This window comes from Leptotrichia sp. OH3620_COT-345 (assembly GCF_003932895.1).
Taxonomy (GTDB): Bacteria; Fusobacteriota; Fusobacteriia; order Fusobacteriales; family Leptotrichiaceae; genus Pseudoleptotrichia.
Map to the genome: position 1 here is coordinate 69,688 of NZ_RQYW01000007.1, position 18,023 is coordinate 87,710.

An 18,023-nucleotide genomic window follows, 5' to 3' on the forward strand; every position below is an offset into this window, starting at 1 on the left:
TGCCCTCGAAATTTTATCCCTTCTTTCACACTTATCCTATTTTTCTTAATTTAAGCATATGAACTATATTTACAATAATCCAAACTTTTCGTAAAAAAAGTTGGGCTTATTTTAAGTTTTTTACCCAACTCTTTTTAGAAAAAATTTGAAATTTAATATAAAGTATGGCTTTTATCCTGAATAAATGTAAGAACATCACCCGCAGCATTTTTTAAAATGAGCTTATTTCCTTTAACTTCTATTATTTCAACACTTTGAAGAATATCCAAATAATCCGCTTCCAGTTCCATTAATTCTTTTGAACCCGCTTTTGAAGTCACTCCTAACTTAGATATTGAAATTTTATTTTTGATTATTCTATAATCTCCAAAATAATTATTTACTCCTGATTTACCACTCACTTCATTTTTACCAAAATCAAGTGTAATACCTTTTCCACTTACATCTTCTCCTGAAATATCTTTCAATTTCCAATATGTATTCATTACTCTTTGTCTTACACTTTCAACTTTTCTTGTTTTTCTTGCTCCTTTGGAAACAGCTGAAAATCCTATATTAAAGACTAACAATACTGAAATCAATACTAAAATTATTTTTGTTTTCATTTTTCCTCCTAATTGTTTTTTATTTTCAGTACTAAAATTAACATAGTAAAATTTGAAAAATCTTTTAATATTTTAATAATATGGTTATAAAAATTTCTATTTTTTCTATTTTTTAATAAAAAATTATTATTGTGTAAAAAATTTAAAATATTTTTTTCAATTATTATCATACTTTAAAAGCAAAATTTAAAAACAAATATTATTTTATTTTTTAATATTTACTAATTAATTTATAGTAAATATTTCTAATATAATTAAATTAATATAAATATTTAATCTGTATTAGTGAAATTATATTATAATTCTTATTAAATTACTTGTTTTATTTCTTTATCCAAGGCATTAATTCCCTTAATTCTTTCCCAACTTTTTCCAACTCATGGTCAGCAGCTTCTTCTCTTTTCCTTTTAAGGAAAGTTTGACCCGCTTTTGAATCTGCCAAGAAATTATCCGCAAATTTTCCTGACTGTATATCCGATAAAATTCCTTCCATTGCTTTTTTTGTTTCAGAAGTAATTATTTTCGGTCCTGTCACAAAATCTCCAAATTCAGCGGTATTTGAAATAGAATGACGCATTTTTGCCAATCCTCCTTCATAAATGAGATCAACAATAAGCTTCATTTCATGAAGACATTCAAAATAAGCATTTACAGGATCATAGCCTGCTTCTCTCAGAACTTCAAATCCTGTTTTAATCAGTTCCGTTATTCCTCCGCATAAAACTGCCTGTTCACCAAATAAATCCGTTTCAGTTTCCTGCTTAAATGTAGTTTCGAGAATTCCGGATCTTCCTCCTCCTACACCCGATGCCCATGCCAATGCTACCTCTTTAGTATCACCTGCTGAATCCTGAGCTACCGCTATCAGACACGGAACTCCGCTTCCCTCTTGGAATGTTCTTCTTACAAGATGTCCCGGTCCTTTAGGAGCCACCATAAATACATTTACATCTTTCGTAGGTTTGATTTTTCGGAAATGTATATTAAACCCGTGCCCAAATCCCAGATAGACACCTTTTTTCAAATTAGGTGCAATGTCCTTTTTAAAAATATCTCCCTGTAATTCATCCGGTATTAAAATCATTACTATATCGGCATTTTTTACAGATTCCGATGTTTCTTTAACTGTAAACCCTGCTTCTTCAGCTACTTCCCATGATTTTGATCCTTTTCTCAATCCTATCGTTACATCCATACCGCTTTCTTTTAAATTTAGTGAATGAGCATGTCCCTGAGATCCATATCCCAAAACTGTTATTTTTTTTCCTGTAAGTTTATCCAGATTACAATCCGAATCATAATAAACCGTTGTTCCTAAAATATTTCCCGCCATTATTGTAGCCTCCTATTTTATTATTAATTTTATTAACATTTTTATTATCATATGGTAATACATTTCATTCATTTTTTCAAATATTTACTTTTATATCCAAATATTCTCTTTATTTATTTTACAACAAGCCACGGTCTTTCATTTTCCCATTCGATTCTCACTGAAATTTCAAAAAACTCTGTCAACAATTCATCTGTCAATATATCTTTTTTTAATCCTTGAGTCGTTATTTCTCCGTCTTTCAGTAGAGCTACGTGAGTTACTGATGATATTATTTCTTCTATCCTATGTGTCACATATATAAACGGAATACTGTTCTCACCATTTGCCTTATCTTCCAGTACAGACAAAAAATGTTCTCTTGATACAATATCCAACCCTGAGCACGGTTCATCCAAAATAAGAAGTTCAGACTCATTCATAAATGCCCTTGCAAGGAGTGCTCTACGTTGCTCTCCTTGAGATAAAGCGGAAAAATATTTTTCCTTTACGTAACCTATTTTAAAATCTTCTATTATTTTTTCAGCTTTTTCTTTGTCCTTTTCACTTATATTCTGATAAATTCCAATAGAACTGAATTTTCCTGAAATCACTATATCCTTCAGCTTTTCTTTATTCAATGTCAATAAAAAGCTGTTTAACGAAGAACTTACGAATCCTATTCTGTCTTTTATATTTTTCCAGGCATAATTTCCAAATTTATGTCCGAAAACTCTAACTTCTCCTTTTGTAGGAAAGGTATACGCAGGTATCATCCCGAGAATTGTAGATTTCCCCGAACCGTTCAACCCTAACAAAGCCCAGTTTTCATTACTTTCCACATGCCAGTTTATATTTTTTAAAATAACTCTTTTCTCTCTTATAAAAGACACATTTTCATAATGTAAAATTTCTTTTTTCTCCTGTTTCATCAAGTTCCCTTTCTCTTTACTTAATCTATCGGATATTTTAAGTTTTCTTTACTATTTCAAAAAATTCACATAGTAAAATCAATTTTTCAGATTTATCTAATATCATATTAAACTGTTATATTTTAATTTCAGAGTTTTATATATCAGTAGATGTTGAAGAACTAACACATAATCCCATTGATTTTTATATATTAACAGTAATTACCAAATTATATTTATATTGTATATACAATTTTCGTCTCCATTTCTTATGTTCTCGCTTTTTGAGTCCCTTTAATATAAATATCTTCTGTTCTAAAGCCTTTATCTGAAACATTTTCTACTGCTTTCTCCATAGCATCGACTTCTTTTTCCAACTAAAAAGAATATCTCAGCATTACTACTATTGTCAGCTTGTTATTTTCCAAATCCTGTTTTTTTCAATACATTCAACTGTGCCTTGAATGATATTCCGTCCAGTATATTCATTTTTTCGGCAATTGTCATAAAAGCATTATGATCAATCAGGTCTTCTCACTTTACATCCTGCCATTCTCAATCCTGAAAATGCTTGTAACGAAGTAACTTCATAAATTAAATTTAAATCAATATAAAGAAGCTGTACTTCTCCCTGTTTTCCTGTAATTACATGTTTTTTTCACACTTTATCGAATAAAGTTTTAGATTTCCTGATATTATCAGCAATTTTTCCCTTCATTTTCTTCTTTCGTGCTTTAAAATTTTCCTTTTCCAATATTCTTATTTTAATTAGACTTTTTTTAATTCAAATATAACTATTTCAGGTTGAGCGAAAAACCTGATGAACATTTCCAGAAAACTTCCACCTATGCCTGATGTAATATATATTTTATGTCCCCCGTATTCTTTCATCCCATATCCATATTTTTCTTTATGCCTTATAGGTGCAAAAAACACTTTCCCGAAAAAAGTTACCTGTCCTCCATGAGTATGTGCCGCTAAAGTTATATCCGATCGTTCTTTCTGACTTTCAGTCATTTCTTCAAAATAATCAGGATTATGAGTCATAAATATAGCAAAATCTTCTTTTTCTATACCTTCCAGAGCTTTTTTGGCATCAGAGATTCCATGCCATAAATCTTCCACTCCTGCAATATATATGTTTTGGGAATTTATAGTTACTTTCTTACTTGAATTTGCAAGAATGTTATATTTAATTTTTTTTAGATATTCTGTACTTTCTTCAATATTGGGATATTCATGATTTCCATATATTGCATATATTCCATATTCAGGAATTTTAAGATTTTCCGCTTCTTTATAAAAAGCAGCTCTATATTTTTCCCATGTAGAATAATCCCCTCCAAGAAGTATTATATCCTTTTTCTGCTCATTTATAAGATTAATTGCTTTTTTCAGTTGCTTTTTATTAAATCTTCCTATTGTATCATACTGAAAATCTGCAACATAAAGTATTTTCCTTCCATTAAATTCTTCAGGAATATCCTTTGATTTTATTTCTATTGTTCTTATTTTGATGTTTTTATATTCATAATGGGAATATATTAAAAATGTCAAAATTAATAATAAAAAATATAAAGTAATTTTAAGGACTACATTTTTCATATTTTTTTTCTTTGCTTGCATTTCTTCTCCTTGATTCAAAATTAATAATAAATAAATATAAAATATTTTTTCCTTTTTCTTTTTTTATCTGAATTTTAGTTTAAAAAACATACTTTGATTATTTTATCAGTTAACATTTTTATCAAGTTCCATTACTTTTTTTAGTTTTTCCATATTTTTTTTATAAAGTTTCTCACTTTTCGGTTTAATAATCTTTTCATTATATATTTCAAACGGAATTCCTACACTATACAATAAACGGTTATAATTTATTTTTTTCATGTCCCGATAATATTTCTCAAGATGTTCCACTGCCATATCATATTCACCTAAAAAAAGATAAGCCATTATAATAGATCTTTCAGAACTGAACACATATCCGTCTCTTTCTTCAGTGGAAATATAACGGGAATATTTTTTATAATTAAGATTTTTAGATTTTTCCAATGCCTGTTTAAAATATTTTATACTTTCTTTATATTTTTCTTTATCTTCATCATCTATACCTTTTTCAATATATTCTAAGCCTTTTCGAAAATCAAGTCCAGGAAAATCAGGAAATATCAAATTTATTTGTTTTTCTATTTGTTCCTGCTCTATTTTCTTTCCCATATTTTTATAAAGAGCTCTTAAAACAAAATATACAGTAGGATCTTTCGGAGTATTTTTAAGATTTTTTTTATGTTTTTCTATTTCTTTATAATAATTTAGATAAGTATCTGCATAATAATTATTTTTATCAAGCTTTAATGCTTTCAAAAGAAATTCTTCCGCTTTTTTATCATCACTCTGAATATATAGAATAGCATTTAAAAATGCTTCTTTAGATTCTTTTTTTATATTCGTGTCTACTAATTTCTTTTTCAGTTCATCATGAACTTCATTTTTTTTACTTTGTACAGAAAACAGGTTTATGTTCATTAACATAATCATGACAAGAAAAAATGTTTTTTTTACCACTTTTAAATTCTTTACCGTTAATTCATGCTTATTCACTTTTAATCATCCTCCATTTATTCAGAAGTCTGTTCAGGTCCTTAATATAAGCGTTTATACTTGCTTTAACTTGTAGGTATTTTGTCTTCTTCCTACATTTCTTTTACTATCTTTTTCTATAATTACTACAACATGAACTTGCACATCAGTATCTCTCATTATTAACTCAAGTTTATACTCTTCAAGTATAAAAGTATCATCAAGTATATTATTTACTACATTACAAGCTGCATTTACAGAACCGTCGCCATATTATGCTTCAGCAAATTTTTTTCACCTTCTGAAAAATGGATATCTCAGCTTTAAGCTTTTTATCCTTCTTTATAATTTTGAAATAATCAAGTGAAATTTTACCCTGAATTTTTGTGGCATCTCTCGTTACAAGAGAAACTACACCCTCATCAGGAACATATTTTCTCTTATCTGTAAGGACTTAAACTCACTGAACAGTTCTTCATTCTTTTTATCATTAATATCATAAAAACCAAATTATTTCAACTTTTCGACAAAAGTATGTTTTCCTAAAAGTTTCCCCAGTATGAAACTATCGGTATTTCTTACCACGATTTCAGATTTTATGATTTGATAAGTTTCAGGATTGGCAAGGGAGCCGTACTGATGTATCATGAGTAAAGACATTTATTCCCACTATAGCTTTATCAGGCTGTAATGAAATTCCCGTCGAAAGGCTTATAAATCTGATTGCAGGATATATTTACCCGATATCAATATTCATAGTATACTTTCCAAATAAGTCTTTCCGTGTCTTTAATATCATTAGTACTTTTTCAAGAAATGTATTCCCTGCTCTTTCTCCTATACCGTTCAATGTATATTCTATCTATGTTGCTTCCACCTTTATTACAGCTATGAATGGGTTTGTTATCGACAATCCCAAATCATCATGATAATATACTGAAATATCGACATTTTGAATTTTTTCCCATTTCCCTTTACATATCTGATAGTTTCATATATTTCATCAGGAATTACATCCACACAATTACCGCTTCATATATTTACATAAGATATTCCTTTTCAGTACTTAAAGTGCCTTCCGCTGAAAATTTTATATCATCAAAAAATGATTTCGCATAAGTAACCATTTCTCTTACTCTTTTTATAATCTGCTCTTTGGACATTTTCAGCTTAAATCCCCTATGAACAGGAAAAATAGCTATAAATGCACGGATTCTTGATTTTCGAACATTTTTCAGAACTTCTTCCGTAACTTCTATATATTTTTTACAGCTCTTACTAAATCTGTAACAACTAAATTTTCTATATTGTCTGTAATAGGTTTTACTGCTTCAAAATCTCCGGGTGAAACTACAGCAAATTCCGCTTCAATTATATCTGTTCCCAGTGATTTAAGCTGCCTTGCTATCCTCAGTTTGCTTCAACATTAAGATTTACTCTCGAAATCTGCTCTCCATTCCTTAACATCATATTGAATATTTTTATATGTTTCATAATTCCTATTTTTATAATTTTTCTTCATTTTGACATTTTGAAACCTCAATTTAAATAATTTGCCAAAAGATTCTCATTTGCATTTTTCTATTTTTTAAATTATATCTATTGTTTCTTTTATTATTTTTTCTGAGGATCGGGATAAATATTCTTATGAAACAAAACTGCAAATATATAAAACTACTCCATTATTTCTCATTTTTTATAATTATTTTCTTTAAGTCCTTATTTTATTTCAAAAATTTCTACATTTTTTCTCCTCTACTCATAGCAGTAACTCCTGTTTTCGCCATTTCCAAAATTCCGTAATTTTTCATTATTTCCACAAATCCCCTTAGTTTCTGGACATCTCCTGTAAGTTCTATTATAAGGGAAGTAGGTGACACATCAAGTACTTTTCCTCTATATATATCCGCAATTTGAACAATCTGGGATCTTGTTTCAGTATCGGACTTGACTTTTATAAGCATAAGTTCTCTTCGGATAACTCCCTGATCTGGAAAAACTTTCACTTTAACTACATCTACTATTTTATATACCTGTTTCTGTATTTGATCAAGAGATTTATGATCCCCGTCTACAGTAAGTGTAAGACGAGCATATCCGGGTTTATTCGTTACCCCTGCCGTCATTTTATTTACAAAATATCCCCGTCTGTTAAAAAGAGACATTATCCTCGCTACTATTCCGTTTGTATTTTTTGTAATTATTAAAATTTCATGTTCCCTATTCATCTTCAAGCACTCCCCTCTTGCCCATCATCTGACTTACACTTGTTCCTGCCGGTATCATAGGATATACATTTTCTTCTTTTTCCACAATGCAATCTATTACAACCCCTTCATCAGACATTATAAGATCTTTCAACTTCGTTTTTAAATCTTTTTTTGTTTTGAGCCTTGCAGATTTTATTCCATAAGCTTCAGCTATCTTTATAAAATCCGGATTATGCGTCAAATCAACAAATGAATATCTTCTATCGTTGAATATTTCCTGCCATTGCCTTACCATTCCGAGAAATGAATTATTTACAATAAGAACCTTTACAGGAAGGTTGTACTGTTTTATAAGCATAAGTTCCTGAAAAGTCATTTGAAATCCTCCATCTCCCACTATAAGTACAACTTTTTTATCAGGTGCTGCAACTTGTGCGCCTATTGCTGCAGGAAGACCGAATCCCATTGTTCCCGCTCCTCCCGATGTTACAATAGAATCAGGATTTTTATATGTAATAAACTGAGCTGTCCACATTTGATGCTGTCCTACATCAGTTACAATTATAGCATCTCCTTTTAAAATATCATTTAATTCTTCAAGAACTTCCTGAGGTATCAGTTTATCTTCTCCTATCTGTCTGTAAACAAGGGGATACTCTTTTTTCCAGTTTTTCACTTTTTCTACCCAATCACTATGGTTTAAATTTTCCAGTTCTCCATTTAATTGTATAAGTACATTTTTCAAATCACCGACAATGGGAATATCTACTTTTTTATTTTTATCAATTTCCGCAGGATCAATATCAATATGAATTATTTTTGCTTTTTTACAGAATTTGTCAGGATTTCCTGTAATTCTGTCATCAAATCTTATTCCTGCAGCTATTATAAGATCCGCTTCGTCAGTCGCATAATTTGCATAAACTGTTCCATGCATTCCAAGCATTCCCAATGAAAGCTCGTGATTTCCGGGAAAAGTTCCAAGACCTAAAAGTGTCATTGTTACAGGTATATGAGTTTTTTCTGCAAATTTTTTCAACTCTTCAGATGCACCTGATCTTAAAATTCCCGCTCCTGATATAATTAAAGGCTTTTTTGCCTCTTTTATAAATCTGACAGCCTTTTTTATCTGTCCCTGATGACCTTTATATGTAGGCTCATACCCTTCAAGATAAAAATTCTTTTCATATAATTTGTTAAATTCCTCATAGGAAATCTCCTGTGTCTGTATATCTTTAGGAATATCTATAAGTACAGGCCCGGGTCTCCCTGTAGTGGCTATATAGTAAGCCTCCTTAATAATTCTGGGGAGCTCTTTTATGTTTTGTATAAGATAATTCATTTTAGTTATAGGCACTGTTATTCCTACGATATCGCTTTCCTGAAAGGCATCTTTTCCCAGAAGCGAACTTCCCACCTGCCCTGTAATGGCAAGCATAGGAATGGAATCCATATGAGCCGTCATTATTCCCGTTACAAGATTTGTAGCCCCCGGCCCTGATGTTGCAAGACACACACCTATTTTACCTGAAACTCTTGCATAACCGTCGGCTTCATGGGCAGCCCCTTGCTCATGTCTTGCAAAATAATGGTTTATTTTACTTCCGAATTTATAAATCTCATCATAAATAGGTATTACTGCACCACCGGGATATCCGAATATATCAGTTATTCCCAGACATTTTAAACATTCCAGTACTATTTTGGCTCCATTTATCATTTCACCGCTCATTTTTTCAACCGCCTTTTTTCAAAATTTATTTCTATCATTTTCATAATATCCATAAGCAAAGTTCTCTTCACTTTATTATTCTCCTGTTATTTCCTGTGAATTGAGCCTTTTAATTACATATCCTTCTTTTTTAAATTCTTCAATTATTTTTCTTATATGTTCTTCCCCGTTTGTTTCCGCCGTCACTTGAAGCTCAACTTCATGAAATCTGTCAAGATTTTTAAACTGGTTATGTTCAAGTCTGACTACATTGGCGTTCTGATTTGAAAGTATTTGGGATACCGCCACCAACTGACCGGGTTTATCAGGTAAGTCTACCGAAAACTTAAATATTCTTCCTCTTACTACAAGACCCTTGTTTATCATTGAAGAAATTGTAAGTACATCTATATTCCCTCCACTTAATATGGATATTATCTTCTTATTTTTTACATTCAGTTTTTTCAATCCTGCTACAGATAAAATACCTGCATTTTCAGCTACGATTTTATGTTTTTCGACTAACAGTAAAAAGGCCTCCATTAACTCATAATCTGAAACGGTTATAATTTCGTCCACATATTTTTTTATATAGTCGAAATCTATGTTTCCTATTTTTTTAACAGCAGCACCGTCAGCTATTGTGCTTGCCTCCTTTAGTTCAGTAATTTCTCCTTTTTTAAGAGAAGCTATAGCACTCGCTGCTCCTTCAGGTTCTACTCCTATAATTTTTATCTGTGGGTTTTTAAGTTTTGCCGCTGCTGCAATTCCTGAAACAAGTCCTCCTCCACCTAAAGGAACTACTATAATGTCTGCATCCGGAAGCTCTTCAAGGACTTCAAGTGCTATGGTTCCTTGTCCTTCTATTACATCCTTATCATCAAAAGGATGAATAAATACATACCCTTCTTTTTCCTGTAATTCTTTTGCTTTCTTAAATGCCTCATCATAAACATCTCCATAAAGAATGACCTCAGCTCCATACTGTTTTGTTGCTTCGACTTTAATGAGAGGAGTATGCTTAGGCATTACTATTACAGCTTTAATTCCTAACTTTTGGGCTGCAAGGGCTACACCTTGAGCATGATTTCCTGCTGATGAGGCGATAACTCCTTTCTCTTTTTCAATATCAGTAAGTTTTGATATTTTATTATATGCTCCTCTAATTTTAAATGACCCTGTTCTCTGTAAATTTTCAGGCTTTATATAAACTTCATTTCCCGTTTCCTTTGAAAACACACTGCTATGAATCAGTTTCGTTTTTACTATTACTGTTCCCAATCTTTCCCTTGCTTCCATAAAATCATATAGTTTGTGCAATTTTTCGACCATCCTTTCTTTTAATCTTGAAATATTTCCACAGCGCCTTCAGCTGCCGATGACACATGTAACGCATATTTTCTTAAATATCCCTTAACTTCTATTTTATAAGGTTCTTTTTCCGATTTTCTCCTTTGTATTTCATCATCGGATAATTTTACATTCAGTTTTCTCCCCGGTATGTCTATTTCTATTATATCTCCATCTCTTATTATTCCTATTGTTCCTCCCGAAGCAGCTTCAGGAGATACATGTCCTATTGATGCCCCCCTTGTTGCTCCTGAAAATCTTCCGTCAGTTATAAGTGCAACATCTTTATCAAGTCCCATTCCTGCAATCATAGCTGTAGGAGAAAGCATTTCTCTCATTCCAGGTCCTCCTTTAGGTCCCTCATATCTTATAACTACAACATCTCCCGGAATTATTTTTCCACCTACTATTGCTTTTACCGCATTTTCTTCGTTGTCAAAAACTTTTGCAGGCCCTGAATGTATGAGCATTGATTTATCCACAGCTCCTTCTTTTACGACTGAACCGTCTTCAGCCAGATTTCCTTTCAGTACCGCAATTCCTCCTGTTTCATAAGCAGGATTCTCCCAAGACCGTATTACATCATCATCATTTATGTACGCATCTTTAACCAGTTCGGCTTGTGTCATTAAAGTTACGGTTTTTCCACCTCCATGAAGCCTCCCATTTTCATACATTCTTTTCATAACTCCGGTAACCCCTCCTGCTCTGTAAAGGTCTTCTATGAAATATTCTCCTGAAGGGGAAAGTTTACATAACTGAGGTGTTTTTTTTGCTATATCGTTGAAATCATCCAACGTCAGTTTTATTCCTGCTTCATGGGCTATTGCAGGTAAATGTAACGCCGTATTTGAAGAACCTCCCAGAGCCATATCCACTGCTACTGCATTTTCAAATGCTTCTTTAGTCATTATGTCTTTCGGTCTAAGATCAGCTTTCAGAACTTCAATTATCTGCATTCCCGCTTTTTTTGCAAGTCTAAGTCTTTCAGAAAATACCGCAGGTACTGTTCCGTTTCCCGGCAATCCCATTCCAAGAGCTTCCGTAAGACAATTCATCGTATTTGCGGTATACATTCCCGAACATGATCCGCATGTAGGGCATGCCATATCCTCCACATGATTTAGTTCTTTTTTAGTTATCATTCCGGCTTCATACTGTCCGACTGCTTCAAAAACATTACTTAATCCGACCTTTTTCCCTTTGTATACCCCTGCCAACATTGCTCCTCCGCTTATAAATATGGAAGGTATATTCAACCTTGCAGCTGCTATGAGCATTCCCGGTACTACTTTATCACAGTTCGGAATAAAGACTATTGCATCAAAAGGCGTTGCCATTGCCGTTGCTTCTATAGAATCAGCTATTATATTTCTCGTCACAAGAGAATATTTCATGCCTATATGATTCATTGCAAGACCGTCACATATACCTATAGTATTAAATTCCATAGGTACTCCCCCTGCATTTCTTATACCGTCTTTTACAGCCTGAACTAAAGTTTTCAGATGAACATGTCCCGGAATTATTTCATTAAATGAATTTGCAATTCCTATTATCGGTTTATTCATTTCTTCATTTACGAAACCCAATCCTTTCAACAGTGACCTATGTGGAGCCCTTGCAGCTCCCTTTGTTAAATTATTACTCCTTGACATTGATTTCACTCTCCTCATTTTTTACAACTAATTTTTTTAATCTAATTTCATTGAAAAAGGCGACTCATTTGAATCGCCTTAAAAGTCCATATTAGAATTTTAAATTTATTAAGATAGCTGACAAATTTTATTTTAAGTCTTTACAGCTTATGATTTTTTATTCTTTCAGTAATTATTAACATCTACTAATAACAGTCATTTTTATTTTTTACTGATTGCATTTCAAAATCATTCTTAGAAACTTTTAAGGCTGAAAATTGTAAGTTTTTCATGATTATAAGTCCCAGAATTTGTATAATAATCAGTAATAATATGACTAAAGTTGATGTTAAAAGCATTACTTCCTCCTAAAAATTTTAATTTCTTAATTTCTTATGAAATAATTTTATCAAAAATAAATATTAATGTAAAATATAGCTTTTTAATTTTTATTATATATATTATATATTTTACTACATTTTTTAACCTATATTTGTTACCCGTTATTACCAATTATTTTCCCTTTATTTTTTACTCCCGAACAAAGTCATAAATAATAAATTTATTAAGATTTCTTGTATTAAATTCTCTATATTTTGAATAATAAATATTGATTTTGAAATTAAATTTAAACTTACTGCTGTTTTTGAAAAATATTTTATTCTTATAATTTATGAACATATCAGAGTTTAAAATTGGACTAAAGTCATTGGCATACAAAAAATCAAATAAATAAGAAAGTATCTATCAAATATTACATAAATATAATCAATATCTAAACTTCTGTTCTAAACACATTAATTACAGGTATTTCATATGGATGTATATCTTTTATCAGATAATATGCCAATTCTTCAAATTCTCTTTTTACTCTGAATCTCATTATTTTTTCACATACAGTACTTTCTTGTCCAACTTTTCCGTCAAAAGGATTCCCGCCTTGAAGTGTTTTCCAATGACCTACCGTTTCAATTGTAGAATAAACATCTGCATAAAAACCTTCTGTCAGAAGAGAATATCTCTGCAAATTTTCCACAATTTTTTCCACATAATTTTCCGGTACAAATACTTCAAAACAGCTGTAATTAATTTTAAACTCCAACTTTGAACTAATTAAATCATTGTTTTCATAATTTAAAATTAAGTAGAAAAACGGAGAATTTTTAAACAATAACTCCAAAAATATTTTATCCCCTTCCCATAATTCAAGATTAAAAATTTCCTCTTTTCTAATCCATCTTAACTCTCCTTCATTACATTTTTTCTCTATTCCATAAAAATCCGAACTTGTATAAAGGTAAATAAATAAAGGCTCATCATCATTATAATTAAAAATCACAAGTCCTCTATATTTATAACTCTTTAGTTTATATCCCGTTTCTTCCTTAACTTCTCTTTTCAGGCACTGTTCAGGCATTTCTCCTTTTTCCAGCTTTCCGCCTACACCGAGCCATTTCCCTTTATTTATATCAACTTTCTTTTTATTTCTGTATAACATCAGATATTTGTCATCTTTTTCAAGATAGCATAATGTTGTAATCATTTTTTCTCCCGAATTTTATTTTTTTACAATTATATCATACTTTTATATAAAAAATGATTTTTATATTTATAATATATTTGTAAATAAAATTTAGAGAATAAAAAAGTTCATTTTTTTAGAATTAAATAGATTTTTATTTTATATTTTTATTTATTCAAATTTTTCATTTTTCAAACTGATATATAACCCTTTTATCTCATTAATTAATTTATTCATTGGACTTGTCCCACCTTTTATATATTCTTCCAGATTAATATGAAGAATAGGTACTTCATATCCCTTAAATGATGTCTTTTTTCTGTTTTATAAATAATGAAAATTTATCTTTCTTTTTTCAACAGTATCATATTTTTTATATACTAAAATATATTTTTACTCACTTATTTTTTGTTATTTCCTTTACTTTTATATTTAAATCTAAAATCTTCTATTCAATAATTTTTGGAAAACTTTATTTTTAAAATAATTTTATTATAATTTTTTTATCCTTTATTAAATAATCAAATTATTTCATCTGATTGCGATTCAGTTTATTTTTTGATATAATGAAAATACTATAGGATGCATGTTGCTCTTAATAAATATATAAAGGAGAAGTATTAAACAGTTCCGTTTCAAATAAAATAACATAAATATTATCTTAAAATATCTTTTTCTTCTAAGATATATGTAACAAGGTACTTTTTAAGAATGTTCTGTTTAATATATAAAAAATAATGCCTAAAAATTTTGTAAAAGAACTTTTTATCATACTTAATCTGATGACTTTCATATTATTTATAATTGATAAATATAAAGCAAAGCATCACCAATGGAGAATTTCGGAATTTATGTTATTGGAATGTTCAGTACTTGGCGGAGCGTTAGGCGGTATCGCAGGAATGATATTGTGCCGTCATAAAATCAAAAAATCTTATTTCCGCATTGGATTACCGGTCATTTTATTTATACATATTTTTTTATATTTTTATTGGATTGATTTTTAAATATATTGGTATTTATCAACTTCTATAAATTCAAGTTATATCTCTTAATTTTTCAGCTAAAAAACTATAATTAATCTATTTTACTTAAATAAAATAAACAGTAAAATTAAAAAGTATGTAAATCTAACATTAGTTTTTTTAGCAAATATAAATTTTATAAATAATAAAATGAAAAAATATAAAACACCTAACAAAGTTCCTTTCGATTACTTGTATTAGGTGTTATCTTTAGTTTAATAATTTTCTTATTATTTAATTCTATAAAATCAAATCAATTCATATTATTATTTTGCAACTATTTTAATTTCCACTCTTCTATTCTGAGCTCTCCCACTTGCTGTGGAATTACTCGCCACAGGCTGTTTACTTCCATATCCTACTGAAGTTACTCTTGAACCTGAAACTCCTGCTCCTACAAGATAAGATTTAACTGAAGCCGCTCTGTTTACTGATAAAGGATTATTTATAGAATCATTTCCTGTACTATCCGTATGTCCTGAAACTATTATATTTGAATCAGGATATTTTTTTAATATTTCAGCTACTGAATCAAGAGAACTTGTAAATCTTGGCTTAATCACACTACTGTTTGTATCAAATGTAATATTTTCAGGTGCTGTAATTTTAATTTCCCCTTCTCCTGTTCTTTCTACTTTTGCTCCTGATCCGTCCAGTCTATTTTTCAGTTCTTTTTCCTGTCTGTCAAAAATATTTCCGATGACAGCTCCTACTGTTGCTCCTCCTGCCGTTCCAATCAGTGTACCTTTTGTGTCTTTTCCTATTACTTGTCCTAATACCGCTCCTGCTGCTGCTCCTATTCCTGCCCCTGCCGCCGTTTTATTCACCTTTTTTGTACCGTCCGGTGTAGTTGTACATGAAACTGCAACTAATACAGTCATCATCAATAATGCTATTATCTTTTTCATTCTTGCCCTCCTGAATTATTTCTATTTTGATTTTTAACAGTATAATAAGTATATAAGATTAATGGGATTTTCCTATTTGAATTGACTTTGAAAATAATTTGTGATATAAAAATTATACAAATTTAAAAATATTCAGGAGATGAAAAAATGAAAATATACATTTCCCCCATGGCCGGATACACGGATTATTCCTACAGAAAAATATTAAAAAAATTTAATCCCGATTTGTTATTTACAGAAATGATAAATGCACACCTGTTAAATAAAAATGATAAAATTACTGAAAATGAGCTTTTGAAATGTGATGATAAAATAAATGAAGGAGTTCAAATATTTGGACATGATAAAGAAAATATTGTCAATGCTTTCCTAAAAGCTGAAAAAATAGGATTTAAAAATCTAAATCTGAATATGGGTTGTCCTCAACCTAAAATTATAAAAAAAGGGGCAGGTTCGGCATTGCTTCCTAAAATCGAACTTATTGACAATCTGTTATATGAACTGAAAGAAAAGTTAGACAGTAAGACTAAACTATCTCTCAAAATTCGTATAGGATATCGCTCTTTTTCTTCTCCTGAATTATATATAAAAATAGCTGATAAATACGGTCTTGATTTTATCTGTGTTCATGGAAGGACAGGAGAGCAGTTCTATAAAGGAAACTCCGACTGGAATATCGTTTCAAGATTAAGTTATTTGCCGAGAAGTGAAACTCTTGACTTCATAGGGAACGGTGATTTATTTGAAGCTGAACAAATTGTAAATACAATTACATCTTCTAATCTTAACGGAGTAATGCTTTCACGTGGAATCATTGGAAATCCATGGCTTGTTACTCAATTAAAAGAACTTCTGGAAACAGGTAAAATTTCTTCATTCCCCGATTTGAATACTATAAAAAATACCGTTTTAAAACATATAGAATACTTAATTGAAAATAAAGGTAAAATTATCGCTTCTCTTGAAATAAATAAATTTCTGAAACCTTACTTCAAAAATTTTTTATCTGAAGATACAAATCAAAAATTAAAAGAAATTATTACTAAAAAAGATATAAATAAAAAAATTCAAAGTATAATAAATATTTAATGAAATGAAATAAAATAAGAGTTATTTAAAAAATAAATTCTTTTATTATTTAAAATAACTCTTTTATTATTCTAACTTTTTTTATTTAGATGATACTAAAATTTGACTTGACTTTTTTCTTTTACAACACTTCTTTCCACTTATCATCAAGTTTAATACATTTCATTACAGTAAATATTTAGAAAAATCTTCTCATTCCGTCAAATTTAAGATATTTGAGAAAATATATTACAATACGCAATTATTCTTAGCAGTTTTTTCTTTAATAAACGATACTGCATAAATTTCAATCACTTCCGAAACTCTTAAAGAATCTATAAATAATAATCCTACAGGCTCACAACCAAATACGACTGGAGAATTTACTTTGACACACTTACTTAAAATTATATTATATTTTTTAAATTTTAACATTCAAATTATTCAATGAAAATCGATTTAATCAGTTATATTAAATCAATAGTGTTTTCGTTTATGTTTAATATTTTTAATGCTGATTTTTCAGCTCCAAGTTCCTTTTCAGCATAATAAGCTATCATTTCCAAAGCTTTTTCAATATCCTTATTTTTTTCAGCATTCACATATTCTATAACAACATAAGCTTTTTTCGTATTTTCAGTAATCATCGTTCTTTGTCCATCCCTCCAGTTAAAACAACGACATACAGCTCCTTTATCATCTCTATAGCATATTTCACCTTCAAGTGTAGGAGAATTTGCTTCATCTCCGAGAGCGTAAAATTCATCATTTCCTTCGGTTACTCCAAGTATGAGATCCCCTTCAAAAGTTTCTATATCTTCAGCACCACATGGAACACCGTATTTTAAAGATGCGGAATTATAAATATCAACCAGAGGATTTATAGATGATATTCCTGATCCCTTTTCCACTCTTTTTAAAAGAGCTTCTATGCTTGACCTTACACCTTTTTTCGTTTTAAATTTTTGATATGCTTCTCTCCACACTGCGATTACCGGATTATGACTGAACTGTTCCTCTGTTAAATGCTTTTTCGCTTCTTTATTGGACTCTTCCAAGAGCTTTTTTATATTATTGGAAGTTTCCCTCATATTATTTACATTTTTTAATATAAGAACTCCGACATTAGCTTCAGGAAAAATATCCCAAAAAGATTTTTCTATTATAAATTTATTCATAACTAT

At 30.0% G+C, this 18,023-nt stretch carries 17 protein-coding genes and 1 pseudogene; 2 read left to right on the forward strand and 16 right to left on the reverse strand.

What is annotated here, in order from left to right; all coding sequences use genetic code 11:
- Nucleotides 1–152: 152 nt before the first annotated feature.
- The 14 genes and pseudogenes from EII29_RS05730 to EII29_RS05785 form a co-directional block, all read right to left on the reverse strand.
- On the reverse strand, nt 153–605 hold the full coding sequence (locus EII29_RS05730) for an META domain-containing protein (RefSeq protein ID WP_125236579.1): 453 nt from the start codon (nt 603–605) through the stop codon (nt 153–155).
- A gap of 322 nt (nt 606–927) precedes the next feature.
- A complete protein-coding gene (gene ilvC, locus EII29_RS05735) occupies nt 928–1,938 on the reverse strand; it encodes a ketol-acid reductoisomerase (protein WP_125236580.1) in 1,011 nt (336 codons plus the stop codon).
- A gap of 113 nt (nt 1,939–2,051) precedes the next feature.
- Nucleotides 2,052–2,849: an ABC transporter ATP-binding protein gene (locus EII29_RS05740; protein WP_125236581.1), complete on the reverse strand. Its 798-nt coding sequence runs from the start codon at nt 2,847–2,849 to the stop codon at nt 2,052–2,054.
- Between the two features lie 747 nt (nt 2,850–3,596).
- Nucleotides 3,597–4,454 carry a metallophosphoesterase gene (locus tag EII29_RS05750; RefSeq protein WP_125236582.1) on the reverse strand — a complete coding sequence of 286 codons (858 nt, stop codon included), beginning with the start codon at nt 4,452–4,454 and terminating at the stop codon, nt 3,597–3,599.
- A gap of 105 nt (nt 4,455–4,559) precedes the next feature.
- On the reverse strand, nt 4,560–5,429 hold the full coding sequence (locus EII29_RS05755) for a hypothetical protein (RefSeq protein WP_125236583.1): 870 nt from the start codon (nt 5,427–5,429) through the stop codon (nt 4,560–4,562).
- A 54-nt stretch (nt 5,430–5,483) separates the two neighbouring features.
- Nucleotides 5,484–5,636 (reverse strand): hypothetical protein, encoded by a 153-nt coding sequence (locus EII29_RS13165; RefSeq protein ID WP_368665478.1) that lies wholly within the window; start codon nt 5,634–5,636, stop codon nt 5,484–5,486.
- 282 nt (nt 5,637–5,918) lie between these two features.
- A complete protein-coding gene (locus EII29_RS12815; RefSeq protein WP_233573265.1) occupies nt 5,919–6,068 on the reverse strand; it encodes a hypothetical protein in 150 nt (49 codons plus the stop codon).
- A 380-nt stretch (nt 6,069–6,448) separates the two neighbouring features.
- Nucleotides 6,449–6,822, reverse strand: a pseudogene (locus EII29_RS13170) (hypothetical protein).
- Between the two features lie 325 nt (nt 6,823–7,147).
- Nucleotides 7,148–7,636 (reverse strand): acetolactate synthase small subunit, encoded by a 489-nt coding sequence (gene ilvN / locus EII29_RS05765; RefSeq protein ID WP_125236584.1) that lies wholly within the window; start codon nt 7,634–7,636, stop codon nt 7,148–7,150.
- The gene (gene ilvB / locus EII29_RS05770; RefSeq protein ID WP_125236585.1) at nt 7,629–9,350 is read right to left on the reverse strand and encodes a biosynthetic-type acetolactate synthase large subunit; all 1,722 of its coding nucleotides are present in this window, start codon (nt 9,348–9,350) and stop codon (nt 7,629–7,631) included. Before ilvB ends, ilvN begins: the two co-directional genes overlap by 8 nt.
- A gap of 75 nt (nt 9,351–9,425) precedes the next feature.
- Nucleotides 9,426–10,649: a threonine ammonia-lyase gene (ilvA, locus tag EII29_RS05775; protein WP_125236586.1), complete on the reverse strand. Its 1,224-nt coding sequence runs from the start codon at nt 10,647–10,649 to the stop codon at nt 9,426–9,428.
- 20 nt (nt 10,650–10,669) lie between these two features.
- On the reverse strand, nt 10,670–12,337 hold the full coding sequence (ilvD, locus tag EII29_RS05780; protein ID WP_125236587.1) for a dihydroxy-acid dehydratase: 1,668 nt from the start codon (nt 12,335–12,337) through the stop codon (nt 10,670–10,672).
- Between the two features lie 185 nt (nt 12,338–12,522).
- Nucleotides 12,523–12,675 carry a hypothetical protein gene (locus EII29_RS12045; RefSeq protein WP_158612476.1) on the reverse strand — a complete coding sequence of 51 codons (153 nt, stop codon included), beginning with the start codon at nt 12,673–12,675 and terminating at the stop codon, nt 12,523–12,525.
- A gap of 416 nt (nt 12,676–13,091) precedes the next feature.
- The gene (locus tag EII29_RS05785) at nt 13,092–13,859 is read right to left on the reverse strand and encodes an NUDIX domain-containing protein (protein WP_125236588.1); all 768 of its coding nucleotides are present in this window, start codon (nt 13,857–13,859) and stop codon (nt 13,092–13,094) included.
- 716 nt (nt 13,860–14,575) lie between these two features.
- On the opposite strand from EII29_RS05785, the gene EII29_RS05790 reads away from it, so the two are divergent.
- Nucleotides 14,576–14,845, forward strand: a complete 270-nt coding sequence (locus EII29_RS05790) for a DUF1294 domain-containing protein (RefSeq protein WP_125236589.1) — start codon at nt 14,576–14,578, stop codon at nt 14,843–14,845.
- A gap of 284 nt (nt 14,846–15,129) precedes the next feature.
- On the opposite strand, the gene EII29_RS05795 is transcribed toward EII29_RS05790, so the two are convergent.
- Nucleotides 15,130–15,771, reverse strand: coding sequence for an OmpA family protein (locus tag EII29_RS05795; RefSeq protein WP_125236590.1), 642 nt, complete (start codon nt 15,769–15,771; stop codon nt 15,130–15,132).
- A gap of 147 nt (nt 15,772–15,918) precedes the next feature.
- On the opposite strand from EII29_RS05795, the gene EII29_RS05800 reads away from it, so the two are divergent.
- On the forward strand, nt 15,919–16,860 hold the full coding sequence (locus EII29_RS05800; RefSeq protein WP_125236591.1) for a tRNA-dihydrouridine synthase: 942 nt from the start codon (nt 15,919–15,921) through the stop codon (nt 16,858–16,860).
- A gap of 446 nt (nt 16,861–17,306) precedes the next feature.
- On the opposite strand, the gene EII29_RS05805 is transcribed toward EII29_RS05800, so the two are convergent.
- Nucleotides 17,307–18,017 carry a B3/4 domain-containing protein gene (locus tag EII29_RS05805; RefSeq protein ID WP_125236592.1) on the reverse strand — a complete coding sequence of 237 codons (711 nt, stop codon included), beginning with the start codon at nt 18,015–18,017 and terminating at the stop codon, nt 17,307–17,309.
- Nucleotides 18,018–18,023 lie beyond the last annotated feature (6 nt).